The sequence below is a fragment of the Rahnella ecdela genome, assembly GCF_019049625.1.
GTDB classification, from domain to species: Bacteria; Pseudomonadota; Gammaproteobacteria; order Enterobacterales; family Enterobacteriaceae; genus Rahnella; species Rahnella ecdela.
Window position 1 is genome coordinate 21261 of the sequence record NZ_JAFMOY010000124.1, and the last position, 17893, is coordinate 39153.

The 17893-nt window shown below is 55.7% G+C and carries 14 protein-coding genes; 8 read left to right on the forward strand and 6 right to left on the reverse strand.

Annotation, left to right across the window (positions count from 1 at the left end):
* Positions 1-138 precede the first annotated feature (138 nt).
* The 3 genes from malX (at position 139) to add (ending at position 4105) form a co-directional block, all read left to right on the forward strand.
* Positions 139-1752: a maltose/glucose-specific PTS transporter subunit IIBC gene (gene malX, locus J1784_RS11000; protein WP_217149234.1), complete on the forward strand. Its 1614-nt coding sequence runs from the start codon at positions 139-141 to the stop codon at positions 1750-1752.
* A 61-nt stretch (positions 1753-1813) separates the two neighbouring features.
* On the forward strand, positions 1814-2998 hold the full coding sequence (locus J1784_RS11005) for a MalY/PatB family protein (protein WP_217149235.1): 1185 nt from the start codon (positions 1814-1816) through the stop codon (positions 2996-2998).
* 108 nt (positions 2999-3106) lie between these two features.
* Positions 3107-4105 (forward strand): adenosine deaminase, encoded by a 999-nt coding sequence (add, locus tag J1784_RS11010; RefSeq protein WP_217149236.1) that lies wholly within the window; start codon positions 3107-3109, stop codon positions 4103-4105.
* A 64-nt stretch (positions 4106-4169) separates the two neighbouring features.
* Here the strand turns inward: add and J1784_RS11015 are convergent, their stop codons facing one another.
* On the reverse strand, positions 4170-5189 hold the full coding sequence (locus J1784_RS11015; protein WP_217149237.1) for a bile acid:sodium symporter family protein: 1020 nt from the start codon (positions 5187-5189) through the stop codon (positions 4170-4172).
* A gap of 77 nt (positions 5190-5266) precedes the next feature.
* Positions 5267-6313: an oxidoreductase gene (locus J1784_RS11020; RefSeq protein ID WP_217149238.1), complete on the reverse strand. Its 1047-nt coding sequence runs from the start codon at positions 6311-6313 to the stop codon at positions 5267-5269.
* A 395-nt stretch (positions 6314-6708) separates the two neighbouring features.
* Between J1784_RS11020 and J1784_RS11025 the strand changes: the two genes are divergently transcribed.
* Genes J1784_RS11025 through J1784_RS11045 form a run of 5 tightly spaced genes read left to right on the forward strand, consistent with a single transcriptional unit; the run spans position 6709 to position 11959 of the window.
* A complete protein-coding gene (locus J1784_RS11025) occupies positions 6709-7716 on the forward strand; it encodes an ABC transporter substrate-binding protein (RefSeq protein WP_217149239.1) in 1008 nt (335 codons plus the stop codon).
* Positions 7713-8522, forward strand: coding sequence for an ABC transporter permease (locus J1784_RS11030; protein ID WP_217149240.1), 810 nt, complete (start codon positions 7713-7715; stop codon positions 8520-8522). Before J1784_RS11025 ends, J1784_RS11030 begins: the two co-directional genes overlap by 4 nt.
* Positions 8522-9292 (forward strand): ABC transporter ATP-binding protein, encoded by a 771-nt coding sequence (locus tag J1784_RS11035; protein WP_217149241.1) that lies wholly within the window; start codon positions 8522-8524, stop codon positions 9290-9292. The genes J1784_RS11030 and J1784_RS11035 overlap by 1 nt, the downstream gene beginning before the upstream one ends.
* Before the next feature lie 16 nt (positions 9293-9308).
* Positions 9309-10649 (forward strand): histidinol dehydrogenase, encoded by a 1341-nt coding sequence (gene hisD / locus J1784_RS11040; protein WP_217149242.1) that lies wholly within the window; start codon positions 9309-9311, stop codon positions 10647-10649.
* 2 nt (positions 10650-10651) lie between these two features.
* Entirely contained in the window at positions 10652-11959 is a 1308-nt protein-coding gene (locus J1784_RS11045) for a hypothetical protein (protein ID WP_217149243.1), read from the forward strand.
* Between the two features lie 594 nt (positions 11960-12553).
* On the opposite strand, the gene J1784_RS11050 is transcribed toward J1784_RS11045, so the two are convergent.
* The 4 genes from J1784_RS11050 to hutU all read right to left on the reverse strand — a co-directional run bounded on the left by J1784_RS11050 (position 12554) and on the right by hutU (position 17856).
* Positions 12554-13639, reverse strand: coding sequence for an iron-containing alcohol dehydrogenase family protein (locus J1784_RS11050; RefSeq protein WP_217149244.1), 1086 nt, complete (start codon positions 13637-13639; stop codon positions 12554-12556).
* A 44-nt stretch (positions 13640-13683) separates the two neighbouring features.
* A complete protein-coding gene (locus tag J1784_RS11055; RefSeq protein ID WP_217149245.1) occupies positions 13684-14832 on the reverse strand; it encodes an alpha-hydroxy acid oxidase in 1149 nt (382 codons plus the stop codon).
* Positions 14829-15995: a histidinol-phosphate transaminase gene (hisC, locus tag J1784_RS11060; RefSeq protein WP_217149246.1), complete on the reverse strand. Its 1167-nt coding sequence runs from the start codon at positions 15993-15995 to the stop codon at positions 14829-14831. The genes J1784_RS11055 and hisC overlap by 4 nt, the downstream gene beginning before the upstream one ends.
* 178 nt (positions 15996-16173) lie before the next feature.
* The gene (gene hutU, locus J1784_RS11065; RefSeq protein WP_217149247.1) at positions 16174-17856 is read right to left on the reverse strand and encodes a urocanate hydratase; all 1683 of its coding nucleotides are present in this window, start codon (positions 17854-17856) and stop codon (positions 16174-16176) included.
* Positions 17857-17893 lie beyond the last annotated feature (37 nt).

Sequence of the window (17893 nt, forward strand, 5' to 3'; positions counted from 1 at the left end):
AAACGTTTAACCTCCATTTCACCACTGCGGTGCAGGCAGGTTTGAATATTGTGAACTACAACACGTATTATTTTGGTAAAACGTTTTATCTTAGCCGCCATCAACACACAGCCTAATAAAACAACTCAGGGAGCGGGTATGCCTGCCACTAAAAAACAAAAAATTACACTTTGGGAATTTTTCCAAAGCTTAGGGAAAACATTCATGTTGCCGGTCGCCTTGCTGTCGTTCTGCGGCATCATGCTCGGTATCGGCAGTTCACTCAGCAGTCACGACGTTATTACGTTGTTGCCTGCGCTGGGTAACCCGGTTCTTCAGCTGATTTTCGTCTGGATGAGCAAAGTCGGTTCGTTCGCGTTCAGCTTCCTGCCGGTGATGTTTGCTATCGCTATCCCGCTCGGCATGGCGCGTGAAAACAAAGGTGTCGCAGCGTTTTCCGGTTTTGTCGGTTTCGCGGTGCTGAACCTTGCCATCAACTTCTTCCTGACCGCTAACGGCACGTTGCCGACAGTGGATCCGGCGATTCTGAAAGCCAACAACATTCAGATGATCCTCGGTATCCAGTCTATCGACACCGGTATTCTGGGCGCGGTGATCGTCGGTATTATCGTGTATATCCTGCATGAACGTTACAACACCATCCGCCTGCCGGATGCGCTGGCGTTCTTCGGCGGTACCCGTTTCGTTCCTATCGTCACTACCGTCGTGCTGGGTCTGGTCGGTTTGATTATTCCTCTTATCTGGCCTTTCTTCGCCGCAGGCATCAACGGTCTTGGCCGTCTGATCCAGGATGCTGGCGTGTTCGGCCCGATGATCTTCGGTTCCGGTGAACGTCTGCTGTTACCTTTCGGTCTGCATCACATTCTGGTTGCCCTGATACGCTTCACCGAAGCGGGCGGCACGCTGGATGTTTGTGGTCGTGAAGTGAGCGGCGCACTGACTATCTTCCAGGCGCAGCTTTCCTGCCCGACGACTCATGGTTTCTCCGAAAGCGCGACGCAGTTCCTGTCTCAGGGCAAAATGCCTGCTTTCCTCGGCGGTCTGCCGGGTGCAGCACTGGCGATGTACCACTGTGCGAAACCTGAAAACCGTCATAAAATTAAAGGCCTGCTGATTTCCGGCGTCGTGGCTTGTGTGGTTGGCGGAACAACTGAACCGATCGAATTCCTCTTCCTGTTCGTGGCACCTGTTTTGTATGTTATCCACGCACTGCTGACCGGTCTGGGCTTCACTATCATGTCGGTATTGGGCGTGACCATCGGGAATACTGACGGCAACATCATCGATTTCGTGGTCTTCGGTATCCTGCACGGTACAGCGACCAAATGGTATCTGGTGCCGCTGGTGGCAGCTATCTGGTTCGCGGCTTACTACGCTATCTTCCGCTTCTCCATCACGCGCTTTAATATTAAAACGCCGGGTCGTGAATCTGAGAATATGCCAGCGGCTGCCGCCGTACCGTCTTCCAGCAAATCGGGCTACAACGTGCCGGTGATCCTGAGCGCACTGGGAGGTGCCGGTAACATCGTGTCACTGGATAACTGCATCACCCGTCTGCGCCTTTCCGTTGCGGATATGTCACTGGTTGACGATGCAACATTGAAAGCGAACCGTGCGATTGGTGTCGTGCATCTCAACGAGCACAACCTGCAGGTGGTTATAGGCCCGCAGGTTCAGTCGGTGAAAGATGAGCTCGATTATCTGATCCGCACGGCGGCCAGTAACAGCGCGCCGGAACCGGTCATCGCGTAATATTCTGATTAACAGGGCGACTCCGGTCGCCCTTTTCTGCTTTATTCAGGGAGTGAAACGAATGTCCTCAGCTTCTTTTGATTTCGACACCGTGACCGACCGTCACGGCACCTGGTGTACCCAGTGGGATTATGTCGCCGACCGTTTTGGCAGCGCCGACTTACTTCCCTTCACCATCTCCGACATGGATTTCCCCGCCGCGCCATGCATTCTCAATGAACTGCAAAAGCGTCTGCAACATGGCGTTCTTGGCTACAGCCGCTGGCATCATGAAGATTTCCTCGGCGCGGTTGCGCACTGGTATCAGCAGCGTTTTAACAGCCAGATCGATACTGACATGGTGGTGTATGGCCCGTCGGTGATTTACATGGTTGCGCAACTGATCCGTCAGTGGAGCCAGCCGGGTGACGGTGTGGTGACATTTACACCGGCCTACGACGCCTTCTTCAAAGTGGTGGACGGCAATCAGCGCCAGATGCTGGCCTGTCCGCTGACCAAAAGCGGCAACGACTGGTCGCTGGACGCTGAGCATCTGGAAAGCCTGCTGGCGCAACCGGCCTGCTCATTACTCCTGCTTTGCAGCCCGCACAATCCGACCGGTAAGGTCTGGACGCGCGAAGAACTGACGCTGATTGCTGCGCTGTGTGAACGCCACAACGTGCGGGTGATCAGTGATGAAATCCACATGGATATGGTCTGGGGCGAAAATCAGCATACGCCGTGGAATGAAGTGGCGTGCGGCGAATGGGCGTTACTGACGTCCGGCTCGAAGAGTTTCAACATCCCTGCGCTGACCGGCGCTTACGGGCTGATCAGCCACAAGGCACCGCGCGAAGCTTACCTGCATCAGCTGAAAGCCTGCGACGGATTATCTTCTCCGGCGGTACTGGCCGTTCACGCTCACGTTGCGGCGTATCACCACGGCGAACCGTGGCTGGATGCGTTGCGCAAATACCTGCAGGCCAACCTGCGCTACGTCGCCGACGAGCTGAATGCCGCCTTCCCGCAGCTGAACTGGCAACCGCCACAATCTACTTATCTGGCGTGGATTGATTTACGTCCGCTGGGTCTGGATGTCAAACAGCTGCAAAATGAGCTGATCGAGCATCAAAAAGTCGCGATCATGCCAGGTTATACCTACGGCGAAGAAGGCAACGGCTTCCTGCGCCTGAACGTCGGCTGCCCGAGGTCGAAGGTAGAAGCGGGTGTGCAGGCTTTGATCCGCGCAATACAAACTCTCATTTAATTCGCCGTTTTGCTCCTTCCTTGCCCAGAGGAAGGAGCTTCCACTATCGTTGCGCAACAAATTCCCGTTATAATGCCCCGCACATTTCAATAATAATGAGTGCACACCATGATCGACACACGCCTTCCCCTGACCGACATTCACCGCCACCTTGATGGCAACATCCGCGCTCAAACCATTATCGATTTAGGCCGTCAGTTTAATCTGACCTTGCCTGCCAATGAACTCGAAGCCCTGCGTCCGCACGTACAGGTAATGCATACCGAGCCTGATCTGGTCAGTTTTCTGCAAAAACTCGACTGGGGCGTTAAAGTGCTGGGCGATCTGGATGCCTGCCGCCGTATTGCGAAAGAAAACGTTGAAGACGCCGCGCGTGCCGGTCTGCATTACACCGAACTGCGTTTCTCCCCTTACTACATGGCAATGAACCACAAACTGCCGGTTGCGGGCGTGGTAGAAGCGGTGATTGAAGGGATCCGCGAAGGTCAGCAACATCATGATATCGATGTGCGTCTGATTGGTATTCTGAGCCGTACCTTTGGTGAAGACGCCTGCCTGCAGGAGCTGGAAGGTTTACTGGCGCACCGCGACGGGATTACCGCGCTGGATCTGGCCGGTGATGAACTCGGTTTTCCGGGCAGTTTGTTCCTCAGCCATTTCAACCGTGCGCGTGACGCAGGCTGGCGCATTACCGTACATGCCGGTGAAGCAGCAGGTCCGGAAAGCATCTGGCAGGCTATCCGTGAGCTGGGCGCAGAACGTATCGGTCACGGAGTGAAAGCCGCGCAAGACCCTGAACTGATGGATTTCCTGGCGAAGCACCAGATTGGTATCGAATCCTGCCTGACCTCCAATATTCAGACCAGCACCGTCGGCGCTTTCGAAAACCACCCGCTGGCCGTGTTCCTGCGCCACGGCGTACTGGCTTCAATCAATACCGATGATCCGGCGGTTCAGGGCATCGAGATTGCCAATGAATATAACGTTGCCGCACCAGCTGCGGGCCTGACTAAGGAAGAAATTCGTCAGGCGCAGAAAAACGGCCTGACTATGGCGTTCCTGACTGAAACTGAGAAGCAGGCCATTCGCGATAAAGTGTCCGCGTAATCGTTTTTCAGGCAACAAAAAAGGGCGGGAGATTATCCCCGCCCTTTTCTTTTTATTGTGCCGTTTAAACCGGTTTCACTTCTTCTTTCTTGACCACCGCTTCCGCTTCTTCACGCGCCACCCGTTTGGCGTAACGGGAAGCCAGCACCGCGCAGACCATCAGCTGGATCTGGTGGAAAATCATCAGCGGTAACACCATCGCCCCGACGGCCGCCGCCGGAAACAGCACGTTCGCCATCGGAATACCGTTCGCCAGACTCTTCTTCGAGCCGCAGAACACTATGGTAATTTCATCTTTGGTATTGAAACCAAACAGCCGCGCCACGTAAGTGTTGATGATAAGCACTATCGTCAGCAGCACTATAGAACAACAGAGGATCGCCAGCAGTGACCATCCGTCGATCTGATGCCAAATCCCTTCAACCACGGCAGCGCTGAATGCCACATAAACCACCAACAGTATCGAAGAACGGTCAGTAATATTGACGATTTTTTTATGACGCTGCACCCAGGCACCGATCAGCGGACGGCACAGATGCCCGATAATAAACGGCACCATCAGCTGTAAAACGATAGAACCAATCGCGTGCAGGGTATCGTTGGTGCCGCCCTGCGTGTGCATCAGCAGACCCACCAGCACCGGCGACAGAAACACGCCGAGAATACTGGAAGCCGACGCGCTGCAAATCGCCGCCGGAATATTCCCGCCCGCCACAGACGTATAAGCAATCGCCGACTGCACGGTCGCTGGCAGTGCGCAAAGATACAGAAAACCGTAATACAACGTCGGTGTCAGGATGCCGACTGGCACCAGCCATTTCATCCCCAGACCGAGCAGCGGGAACAGCGCAAAGGTGCTGAGAAACACTACCAGATGCAGGCGCCAGTGGCTGATCCCCGCCATAATCGCTTCACGTGACAGCTTCGCCCCGTGCATAAAGAACAGCAATGCGATGGCGGCAGTGGTCAGATAGGTGAAGATGGTTTTATAAATCCCTTCACAGGGGAAGAATGATGCAACCAGCACCACACAAACCAGGATCAGCAAAAATTTATCGATTTTCAGACGTTGTAACCAGGACATGAACCTTCCTTGCAAAGTGAATAAAAAAGAAAATAAAAGTGTCACCACAGTGGCACTCCATAAACGCAGACGACTTGTTAGTTCTTAATGACTTTCAGCGTCACCTGTTGTTCTGAGGATTGCATCCCCAGTTCGATCATTTCCATCACGCAGATAGCGTCCGCAACCGGAACAGGATTTTCGCCCTGACCGTTAATCGCATCGCGCACACCTGCATAATAGGCCGGATAGTTGCCCGGAATAGTCAGCAATGATTTCTCGGCCAGCACGCCGTCATGACTCAAGGTGATCACGCCGTCACGCATGTCATAACCCCAGTCAGCCTGTGGCAGACGTTCGCCCGCTTTCAGACGGTCTTCCTGCGGATCCAGGCCGAATTTCACGTAACTGCCCTTTTCGCCCTGCACGATAAAACGGGCAGTTTCCGCCACTGCATAAACGGTGCTGTGCAACACCACGCGGCGGCGCGGATATGTCAGCACGGCGTTAAAATAATCCACCGCTTTCCCGCCGGGACGCAGCACGGCCAGATCGGCCTGCAATGTTTCAGGCAATCCGAATAACTGTAACGCCTGATCCAGCAGGTGCGAGCCTAAATCGAACCAGATACCGCTGCCCGGCGCTTCACTTTCCCGCCAGCGCTGCTGAACCTGCGGTTTGTAGCGGTCGTAATGGGATTCGAAATAAACGATATCACCCAGCGCACCCTCATCAATCAGCGCTTTGACCGTAAGAAAATCAGAATCCCAGCGGCGGTTATGGAACACCGACAGCACTTTGCCTTTTTCACGCGCCAGCGCATCCAGCTCGCGGGCTTCGCTCAGCGTCACCGTAAAAGGCTTATCCACGATCACGTGCTTACCGGCTTCCAGCGCCAGCTTCGCCAGCGGAAAATGCGTGGTATTGGGCGTCGGGATCACTACCAGATCGATTGAGGCATCCGCAAACAGCTTTTCAGGCGAATCCACCACCGCGACGTTCGGCCAGTCGGCGTGAACTTTACCGGCATCGCTGCTGGAAACCACTGCAAGTTCCAGACCGGGCGTGCCGTCGATCAACGGAGAATGAAAGGTTTTACTGGCGAAGCCATAACCCACCAGGCCAACGCGAAGGGGTTCAGTCATGGGTATTTCCTTTGTTTAACGGTTTGCCCGTCCGGACATGAATAACCTGATTTGACACCAGCTTACAAAGACGAACAAGTCATTTCACCATTGAGGATGACCGTATCCTAAAATTTCTGTTTCCGGTCACCCGCAGTTTCCAAACCTGCCCGCAGCAGCCCCTTTGCAGAGCAGGGAAAGTCATATTGTGGTGCAGGTCATCACTTTTAATTATAAGTTCGTTAACGTTCTTCTCATCAAATATCTAAAAATGTATAACATCAAGGCCCTGCCTGAATTCCTTCCGTAATTTCAACTGTGGCGTAGTAATTGCTTGATCAGCTTGTCTATACAGGGTTGCACATTAGGATTTTTATTAGCCGTCTTTTTCTCTTCCCACACCAAGCGAGGAAATTATGTCACCTTCTCAGTCTGTTACGGCCTTTTTCAAAAGCAAACTGGCACTGGCCTGTTGTCTCGGCGTACTTGGCACTTTCAGCCTGGGCGCCTGTGCTGCTGCACCGGAAGCGGGCACGTTCAAAATGGGCATCGAACCCTGGCTCGGTTATGGTCAGTGGCACGTCGCGCAAAGTCAGGGCATTTTTAAACAGCAGGGACTGGAAAAAGTCGACATCATTAACTTCGCTGAAGATAAAGATATCAACGCCGCGCTGGCCAGCGGTCAGATAGACGGTGCCAACATCGCGACGCATACCGCTATGGCGATGGTTTCTGCCGGATTACCGATCAAAGTCGTGTTGCTGCTCGATCAAAGTGAAACTGCCGACGCCCTGCTGGTCGGCAAAGACATCACGACGCTTAAAGATCTGAAAGGCAAACAGGTGGCCTTTGAAGAAGGCACCACCAGCGACATTTTGCTGCACAGCGCTGTCAACGCCGCAGGCCTGAAATGGAGCGATATCACACCGGTGCCGATGCCTGCTGACTCTGCGGGCAGCGCGCTGATCGCCAAACGCGTGACTGCCGCCGTGACCTACGAGCCCTACATATCTGCCGCCAAAAAGCAGGATCCGTCACTGAAAATGCTCTACAGCGGTTCTTCTGATCCCGGCCTGATTGGCGACGTGCTGGTGGTACGTGATTCCGTACTGAAAGAAAAACCGGGGCAAATCGCGGCGCTGATCAAAAGCTGGGATGCAGCACTCACCCACTATCAGGCCAATACCGCCGCAGATCGCGCCCTTATCGCCAAAGCAGTGGGTGCTACGCCTGCCGATCTGGAGTCCGCTTTTGACGGCGTGAAATACTACTCGCTGGCCGAAAACAAACAGGTGCTCAGTCACTCATTCTCTGACCAGACGTTTGCCCATGTGCTGAAAGCCGCCACCGCTGCCGGGCTTATCCCCAACCCCGTCACTGCCGCTGAAGTCATTGATGCCAGCTTCGTGAACAGCCTGCCATGAGTTCGCGTCGTAAACCGCTCAATCTGATGGTGATTGGCCGCCTGCCGACGCGCAAAGTGTTCGTCGGTATTGCGGTTGCCCTGTTCGTAATCTTGTTTCTGGCCTGGGGAATGGCGACCCGCAGCGGCGCTATTGCGCCGATCTTTTTGCCGAAACTGACCGATGTCTGGCTGAAAATGGTCAGTCTGGCGCAGGACGGTACTTTGTGGAGCGACATCAAAAGCAGCCTGTACCGCATCAGCATTGCTTTCGCCATTTCTTCGGTGATGTCGATTGTGATTGGCGTGCTGGCAGGCTGTTACGGATTTTTCAAAGCGCTGACCGAACCGCTGGTGGATTTCATCCGTTATATGCCGGTGGTGGCGTTCGTGCCGCTGACCATTTTGTGGACCGGTACCGACGACGTGCAGAAATTCCTGATTATCTGGATAGGCACCTTCTTCCAGCAGGTATTAATGGTGATCGACGCCGTGAAACGCGTGCCGGTGGATTTCGTCGGATTAGGCCGGACACTGGGTATGCCGGATCGTAAAATTCTCTTTCGCATTGTTTTACCGGGTGCAATGCCGGGGATCTGGGACGCCCTGCGTATCAGCCTCGGCTGGGCCTGGACCTGGCTGGTGCTGGCTGAACTGGTGGCCTCAACGTCCGGTCTCGGTTACCGCATTGTGGTTTCGCAGCGGTTCTTCCAGACCGATACCATCATCGGTTACATCCTGCTGCTGGGCGTTCTGGGCTTAATCAGTGATCAGATCATGCGTGCCCTCGAGCGCGTCCTGTTCCGCTACAACAAGAGGCGATCCTGATGTCGGTATTAACCATTTCTCACCTGCATAAAAGTTTTCAGGTGGGTAAAGAGACGCGCGAAGTGTTGCACGATATCAGCCTGACGCTGGCCGATAACGAATTTGTGTCCATCGTCGGCACCTCCGGCTGCGGAAAAAGTACATTGCTGTCGATTGCTGCCGGTCTGGAAGATTACGACAGCGGCGATGTGCAGGTGGATGGCAAAACCATTCGCGGCGCGGGCATCGACCGTGGCGTGGTGTTTCAGTCGTACACTCTGTTGCCGTGGCTGACTGCCCGTCAGAATATTGAGTTTGCGCTGAAAGCCGCCGGTTTCAGTCGTGCGGAGTGCCGCGAAAAAGCCAGCCAGCATCTCGAACTGGTGCAGCTGACGCAGTTTGCCGACGCCTGGCCTTCCGAGCTTTCCGGCGGGATGAAACAGCGCGTCGCCATTGCCCGCGCCCTTTCCTATCGCCCGAAAATTCTGCTGATGGATGAACCCTTTGGCGCACTCGACGCCATGACCCGCCACCAGATGCAGGAACTGCTGACCGGTATCTGGGAACAGCACCGGCTGACCGTTATGTTCGTTACTCACGATATCGAAGAGGCGGTTTATCTTTCTGACCGCATTGTGGTGATGGGCCCCGGCACGATACAGGCTACTTTCAACGTACCGCTGCCGCGTCCGCGTCGTGAAGAACTGACTGCCAGCCCTGAATTCACTGACCTGCAACGCCAGGTTCTGCATACAATTCGCAGCGGACATCCCCGCGCTGCGCTGGCCTGATAACCGGAGATTTACCATGTCTGAATCTTTTCAAGCCGTGACTTTTCATGATCTGAGCGGCACATCCGAACTGCCATCAGAACTGTTCAAACGCACTGAAGCCGATTTGTCATTTTTCATCGAACGCGTCGCGCCGATTATTGAAGCAGTGCGCACAGAAGGCGACGCCGCCCTGCTGCGTTTCGCACAGGAGTTAGACGGCGTCACCACGCCGGAAATGAGCATCATGGCGGAAGATGCCGAATTCGCCACGGCGTTCGAGCGGCTGGATCCGCAGGTGGTGGAATCGATCCGCTTTGCGGTTGAAAACGTCCGTGCGTTTCACGAAGCACAGAAACCGGAAGACATGTGGATGAAAGAAATCCGCCCCGGTGCCTACGCCGGTGACCGCCATGTGCCCATCGATTCGGTAGCCTGTTACGTGCCGCGCGGCAAAGGGTCATTTCCGAGTGTATTGCTGATGACCACCATCCCGGCCGTGGTCGCGGGAGTGAAACGGGCCATCGTGATCACGCCGCCCGGCCCCGACGGCAAAGTGGATGACGCGACGCTGGTGGCTGCGCGTCTGGTCGGCATCACCGAAGTGTATAAATGCGGCGGCGCACAGGGCGTGGCGGCGGTCGCATTTGGCACTGAGACCGTGCCCAAATGCCTGAAAATTGTCGGCCCCGGCAGCCCGTGGGTAGTGGCGGCTAAACGTCAGTTATCTAATCTTATCGATCCCGGCATTCCGGCGGGGCCGAGCGAAAGCCTGATCCTCGCCGATGACAGCGTGGACGGCGCGCTGGCAGCGCTGGATCTGATCATCGAATCAGAGCATGGCCCGGATTCCTCGGCTTATCTGGTTACCAGCAGCCGTCGTGTGGCTGAAGAAGCCATCGCCGCGCTGCCGGGGTACTGGGCACAAATCGGTGAAAAACGTGCCGGTTTCTCGCAGGCTGTCTTGTGCGGAACCCACGGCGGCGTAGTGCTGACTGAAGACTTCATCGCGGCGGTTGAATTCGTTAATCACTACGCGCCGGAACATCTGGAAATTCTGGCCGAAGAACCGATGGCCGTGATGGGCAAAATCCGTAATGCCGGAGAAATTCTTTTGGGGAATTACACACCCATCACGCTCGGCAACTTCGTTCTCGGGCCGAACGCGGTACTCCCGACTAACGGCGCAGCCAAAACCGTCGGACCGCTGTCCGTTTTCGACTATATGAAACGCATTTCAGTCGGTTATGTCACCCGTGAAGGCTATCAGCCGCTGGCTGACAAAGCGCACGCATTCGCCCTTTACGAAGGATTCCCCGGCCACGCACTGGCGGTATCGCCATTACGTACTGAGCTCCTCAACAAAAAAGGCCAATAACGATGAGCAACATGACGGGCAGTGAACCACTGGCCGCGCTGGCGCGCCAGTTAGTGCAGGCAGGGGAATGGCAGCAGGCGGCTGACGCTTTACGTCAGCTCATCAGCGAAGTAACTGGCGTAGCGGCCGGTTCGCTGACCATCAACCGCGACCAGTACAGCCTTAACTCCCTCAACGGCACGGTCACGCTCGACGACGGGCGCGCCCTGTTTTTCAAATATCACAATGAGGAAGGCGAAGACAAAACCATCGAGGAGTACTACAACGCCGAACTGCTGCGGGAAAGCGGATTCCGCGTAGACGTGCCGGTCTACGCCTGCGGCGAACCGGGACGTCAGATCCTGATGTATACCCTGCGCCACGACCGGCGGATGGCGGACATTTGTCGCGACATTGAGCAGCAACAGGCGTGGGATAAGGAAGAAGAAATTGAAGAAACCCAGCGCCGGGCCGACAGGGATATTCTGACGCACACCCTGCCGACGCTGAAAGCCGCAACGGTGAGCGCGGTTGCCGCTGAGCCCATCCATCAGCTGTTTCATCACCGCCTGATATCACCGGATGATCCGCAGATCACCGCCGGTTTCGGTGGCCGCGTTGCACGGTTTTATGTCGGTAAAACCTTCCGGCTGGAAGACGAAGAACTGGAATGGCAAACGCTGAGCAACCTGCGCTGGGTGATCAACGGCGTGGCGTATCAGCACAGTCTGCGCCAATTATTTGCCGAAGCCGGTATTCGTCTGGCACCCGCGGCACTGGCCGATCACGGGGTGATCACCGCTCACGGTGACGCACACAACGCCAACGTCTGGTACGACACCCATCAGGAAATCCCGCAGTTGGTGAGTTTTGACCCTGCCTTTGCCGGTCGCAATATTCCTGCACTGTTGGCGGAGATCAAAGCCACCTTCCACAACATTTTTGCCCATCCGCTGTGGCTGTACGAGCCGTCGCGCTGCAGCGAACTGTACAAAGTGACCGTCATGCGCCGTGGCGATACGCTTTTCGTTGATCACAACTGGCAGTTAACCCCGCTGCGTGCGGCATTTTTGCGTGATAAAGGCGAAGAATACTGGCAGCCGTTACTGGCCCAACTCGCCCGCCGTGGCTGGCTGCCGCCGCACTGGCAGCGGATTTTCCGCCTCGCAATGTTCTGCTGCCCGACGCTGGTTCTCGATTTGCGCGCAGGCGGTTTCAGCGGCCATACCCCAACCAGTTCTGCTCTCGGGCTGGCAATTGCAGTGATGCTGGGGAGTGAACCGGTGGAAGACACGGATGAGTTCAGCGGGTGGCTTGGGGGGCTCGTATGATTCAGACGATTTGCGTTGCACGCTGACGGGAATGGCCACCCTAAGGTCAACACCGTGGGCTCGCCGCCCACACTGGCCCAAAGGGTTTTAAACGAAACCCTTTGGAATCCTGCGTTTTTTTAACTGCACGCTTCGCTCGCTGGCTATGTTTCATCAGCCGTTGTGACAGCCGCAAAATGCCGCCGCTGCGCGGTGCCCTTCGTTCGGGCTTCAACCCGCGCAAAAAGACGCGCGGTTTTGCGCCTCTCCTCCGGCGAAATTTTGGAACCGGCCTCCGGCTAATACTTCACAACCTTACTTTCTTTATCTTTTAAAAAGCTGCGGGCGGTTCAGAAAGCTTGCTGAGTGAGAGGTTGCAGACCTTAGGCTGCAATCCCGAAATGAAGGCACCGCGAAGCGGCAAGATTTCCAGCCTGTCGCAATGGTGGCTGAAACATAGCCAGCGAGCGGAGCATGCAGTGAAAGAGCCCGGGGGGTCTTGGGGGGTGGCGGCGATAGGACGCCCCCCAAGTCGGTGTGGGCCGACGCCCACGCCCTTGAAGTTGAAGTTGAAGTTGAAGTTGAAAAGAAAGTTTCCGCCATTTCCAAATGGCATTAACCCCGTTCCGCCATCTCCTCCACCCGAGAAATTGCCGCATATAACGCTTGTGCCGTCACCACCCCCGGCATATTCGCCATATCCGGTGCATGCAATGACGCCTGCACAATGCTGTCCAGTTCATCGGTCGTAAGCTTAGCAATTTCACTCAACCGCAACGGAACGGCGCAGGCTTTTGCCAGTTTGATGGCTTCGAGGAGTTCTTCGTCGCTGCGGTTTTCCAGCGCCAGAAGACACAGATTTCCGAAGCCGACCAACAGGCCGTGGCCAAATTCACGGGTTTTATCGCAGACCGTAAAACCCTCATAGATAGCGTGAGACGCGGCGGCGTGCGCCCCGCTGCTCATCAGCGATGTCAGACCGGCAAACATGAAAATCGCGTCGAGCACCTGGTCCAGTTCGGCATTCGGTTTACCGGCGCGGACGGCATCGCAGGCTGCGGGGCCGTAAGATTCAATCAGGTCATAACAAATCCGGCTGTTAGCGCTGGAAGAACGCGCGACGCCGCTCAGCTGACCGTGATGCCCGCTAATGGCGCGAAACTCATACCATTTCGCCAGCGTATCGCCGAGCCCGGCTGCCAGCCACCGTAACGGAGCGGTAGCAAGGATCTCGCTGTCGATAATCACCGCCGCCGGTGCCTGTGGCAGCGGGAATAAATCACGGAAATGACCGTCGTCGTGATAACGGATGGTCAGCGGCGTCACCGCCGCGCAGGTAGCAGCGATAGTCGGTACCGTCACGACGGGCACGCTAGTTTCCACACCGACGGCTTTGCAGGTATCCAGCGATTTCCCGCCACCGACGCCGATGATGATATCTGCCTTTTTCTCTTTCACGATTTTCGCCAGACGGCTGATATTCGCCTCACTGCTTTCGCCACCAAACCACTCGCTGCCCACCAGCTCGACCGCTGAGGATTCCAGCTGATGCCGGATTTTATCTCCCGCCGCGCTCAGGCCGCGATGACCGCCAATCACCAGCGCTCGCGTACCCATTAAAGCGCAAATATCACCAAGCTTAGAAATAACGCCGGGGCCGCGCAGAATTTGCGCCGGGGAAATAATGTTCTGTGCCTGCATAACTGATTCTCCGGATGCGTTTATATGAACAAATAACTGTATTCTTAGCGCTGCGGACGCAACAAATGCGGGCCCAGCTGACCAACCGACGTGCAGCCGAGCTGCGCTATCGTGCGGTCCACTTCCTGCAAGATGATCTCCAGTGCGCGTTGTGCGCCCGCTTCACCGGCAGCGGCAACGCCATACAACATTGGCCGCCCCAGCAGAACTGCATTCGCCCCCAGTGCCAGCGCTTTCACCACATCCGTTCCACGGCGAAAACCACTGTCGATCAGGATTGTGGCCTGCGGGCCGCACAGCTGACGGATTTCTGGTAGCACTTCCATCGCGCTGACAGAACCATCCAGCTGACGGCCACCGTGATTGGACAACACAACGCCGTCGGCACCGGTTTCAAAAGCCCGCTGCGCATCTTCCGGCGCCAGAATGCCTTTAATCAGCAGCGCACCCTGCCACTGGCTGCGGATCCAGCTCAGCGTTTCCCAGTCCAGCCGGGTATCCATCTGCTCTGAGAAATAACTCGCCCCGCCCGCGCCTCGCTGCTTGTCCGCCGGAACATAGGGTTTGAGATTACCGAAACCGGGCATTCCCGCCGGTTTTAACGTCCGCCATATCCAGCCCGGATGCAGCGCCACGTCTATCATACTGGCAAGCGATAGCTTCATAGGACGGCGGTAATTACGTTTATCTTTTTCGCGGTTGCCGAAATGCACCGCATCCACCGACACCACCAGCGTGGTGCAACCGGCGGCTTTCGCGCGTTCCAGCAGGCTGGTCGTGACCGTGCTGTCTTTCAGGACATACAGCTGAAACCAGTGATGGGGTAGCTGTTGTGCAGCAATCTCTTCGATAGATGCCGTCGATACCGTGCTCTGGATATAACCGATTCCGGCGCGTTTTGCCGTACGGGCCAGCATTGCATCCGCGCCGAAACACAGCATGCCGTTATAACCGGTCGGTGCGATCAGCAATGGTGCAGAAAGCCGCTGACCGCAAAGCGTGACAGACAAGTCGCGCTGGCTGGAATCGTTCAGTACCGGCGGGATAAACCGCCAGCGGGCAAATACCTCGCGGTTATCTTTCAGCGTCTGTTCGTCATCTGTCCCGCCTTCCACATAGCTGAAGGCAAAACGCGGCAATATGCTTTTCGCCTGCTGACGTAGGTCGTCAATATTCAGCACTGCACGCTTCACGCCCCGTCCTCCGCCAGAATGCGCTTCAGGCTGTCGATAAACTGACGGTTATCCTGCTCATTGCCGATGGACACGCGGACCCACTGTTCATAACCCGTTTCCCGCCAGGGTTTGATAATCACGCCACACGTCAGCAGCTCTGCGGCCAGTTCGGTAGCGGGCCGGCCGCAGTCGAAGAACAAAAAATTAGCGTATGAAGGCGCAACATGGAAACCGAGCGCAGAGAGGTCTGCTTGCATGATTTCACGTTCTCTGGTGACCAGCGCAATGCTGTCGCGAACGTGCTGCTTATCCTGCAACGCCGCCACTGCCGCTACCTGTGCTGACCGGTTGATGTTGAAAGGCGTGCGCACGCGGTCCAGTAAACTGACCAGCTCCGGATGGCTTGCCAGACCGTAGCCGACCCGCAAACCCGCCAGACCATAAGCTTTCGAGAAAGTACGTAATACAATCCATGGTCGCGACTGCTCAGCCAGCACCCTCAGGCTGTCGGGATAGTCCGCATCCGTTTCGCAATATTCGAAATAGGCTTCATCAATCACCAGCACGCAGTCTTGCGGTGCGGCATCAATAATGCGCGCAAATCCTTCGCGGTTAAGCATGCAGCCCACCGGATTAGAAGGATTGCTGAAAATCACCATTTTGGCCGGCGTGGTAAGCGCAGTTTCCCAGGCTTCAACATCGAATTGCTGCTGCGCATTGACGCCCACCATCGTGACGTCTGCGCCCATCATGCGTGGGAATATTTCATGCAGGCCAAATGACGGGATCAGCGTAACCACGCGATCGCCGGGGCTGAGAAATGCCAGTGCCAGCATATGCAGAATATCTTCGGATCCGTTGCCGATAATGATATTACCGGCATCGACGCCGGTATCCTGCGCCAGCGCCTTGCGCAGAGCGGCACTTGAGGCGTCGGAGTAAATTGCACACAATTGCGCATCGGCTTCTAACGCCGCCACGACCTGCGGGCTGGCCCCAAGCGGATTCTCATTACTGGCCAGTTTAGCGATACGGGCAATACCGTATTTTTGCTGTACGACCTCCGCTGACAATCCTGCGTTGTACACGCCCAGTGAGCGTGCCGCCGGTCTCGCCAGATTTTTCAAAAGCTGTTGCTGGTGATCAAACGCTGTATCAGGAACTGCTAAATCTGAAGCCATTACGCACCCCGTGCAGTGAATAAGCTTTTGAATATGCCGTAAAACAGCGACGTTTTCCGCCACTTTTTGCAGCAATTTCCGAATGATTTAGAAACAAAACGGGCAACGGTCTGCGCCACTGCCCGTGAGGTTTTTCAATTTATTTGAGTGATGAATTAATCACTTAGCAGCATGATTTTCAGAGCATCGGCAAATTCAAATGATTGCGTTCCGCGCACTCCTGCGCCTGCTGATAACCCGCATCCGCATGACGCATTACGCCGGTAGCCGGGTCGTTCCACAGCACGCGTTCAAGACGGGCAGCCGCTTCTTTAGTACCGTCGGCCACAATAACCATACCCGCATGTTGCGAGAAGCCCATGCCTACGCCGCCGCCGTGATGCAGGCTGACCCACGTTGCGCCGCCCGCGGTATTAAGCAAAGCGTTCAGCAGCGGCCAGTCGGAAACCGCATCGGAGCCGTCTTTCATGGATTCGGTTTCACGGTTTGGTGAAGCCACCGAGCCGGTGTCCAGATGGTCTCGGCCTATTACCACCGGCGCTTTCAGCTCACCGTTGCGCACCATTTCATTGAATGCCAGACCGGCAATGTGGCGCTCGCCCAGCCCAAGCCAGCAGATACGCGCCGGGAGTCCCTGGAAGGCAATACGCTCACGAGCCATATCCAGCCAGTTGATAAGATTGGCGTTGTCCGGGAACAGCTCTTTCAGTTTGGCGTCGGTTTTATAGATATCTTCAGGATCGCCAGAAAGTGCCACCCAGCGGAACGGACCTTTGCCCTCGCAGAACAGCGGACGTATATAAGCAGGAACAAAACCCGGGAAATCAAAGGCATTGGTCACACCTTCATCTTTAGCGACCTGACGGATATTGTTACCGTAATCCACGGTCGGAATACCCATCGCATGGAAATCGAGCATGGCCTGAACATGTTTTGCCATCGAAGCACGCGCGGCTTTCACTACCGATTGCGGGTCTGACTGACGCGCATCCTGCCATTTTTGCAGGCTCCAGCCTTCCGGCAGATAGCCGTTCAGCGGGTCATGAGCGGAAGTCTGGTCGGTCACGATATCAGGGCGCAGGCCGCCTTCTTTAGCTCTCGCCACCAGTTGCGGCATGATTTCAGCGGCATTGCCCAGCAGACCGACAGAAATCGCTTTCTTCTCGGCACAGGCTTTTTCGATCATCGTCAGCGCTTCATCAATGCTGTGCGCTTTAAAATCGAGATAACGGGTGCGCAGACGGAAATCAATGCGCGACTCCTGACATTCAATCGCCAGCACGCAGGCACCGGCCAGCACGCCCGCCAGTGGTTGCGCCCCGCCCATCCCGCCCAGTCCGGCGGTGAGGATCCATTTGCCGCGCAGGTTGCTGTCATAATGTTGACGACCGGCTTCGGCGAAGGTTTCATAAGTGCCCTGCACGATGCCCTGCGCACCAATGTAAATCCAGGAACCGGCGGTCATCTGGCCATACATCATGAGACCGGCTTTATCGAGTTCGTGGAAGTGATCCCAGTTGGCCCAGTGCGGCACCAGATTGGAATTGGCGATAAGCACCCGCGGCGCATCGGTGTGGGTACGAAAAACGCCAACCGGTTTGCCGGACTGTACCAGCAGCGTTTCGTCTTCACGCAGCTTACGCAGGCTTTCAAGAATGGCTTCAAAGGCTGGCCAGTTACGCGCCGCTTTACCTATTCCGCCGTATACCACCAGATCTTCCGGGCGCTCAGCGACATCTGGATCAAGGTTGTTCTGTATCATGCGGTAAGCCGCTTCAATCAGCCAGTTCTGACAGCTCAGTTCAGTGCCCTGCGGAGCGCGGACAACACGGGCAACAGCCGTTGTTTGTGGAGCGTTCATTGTCGTTTCCTCTTTAATTCAAATTCGGATTGAGAAT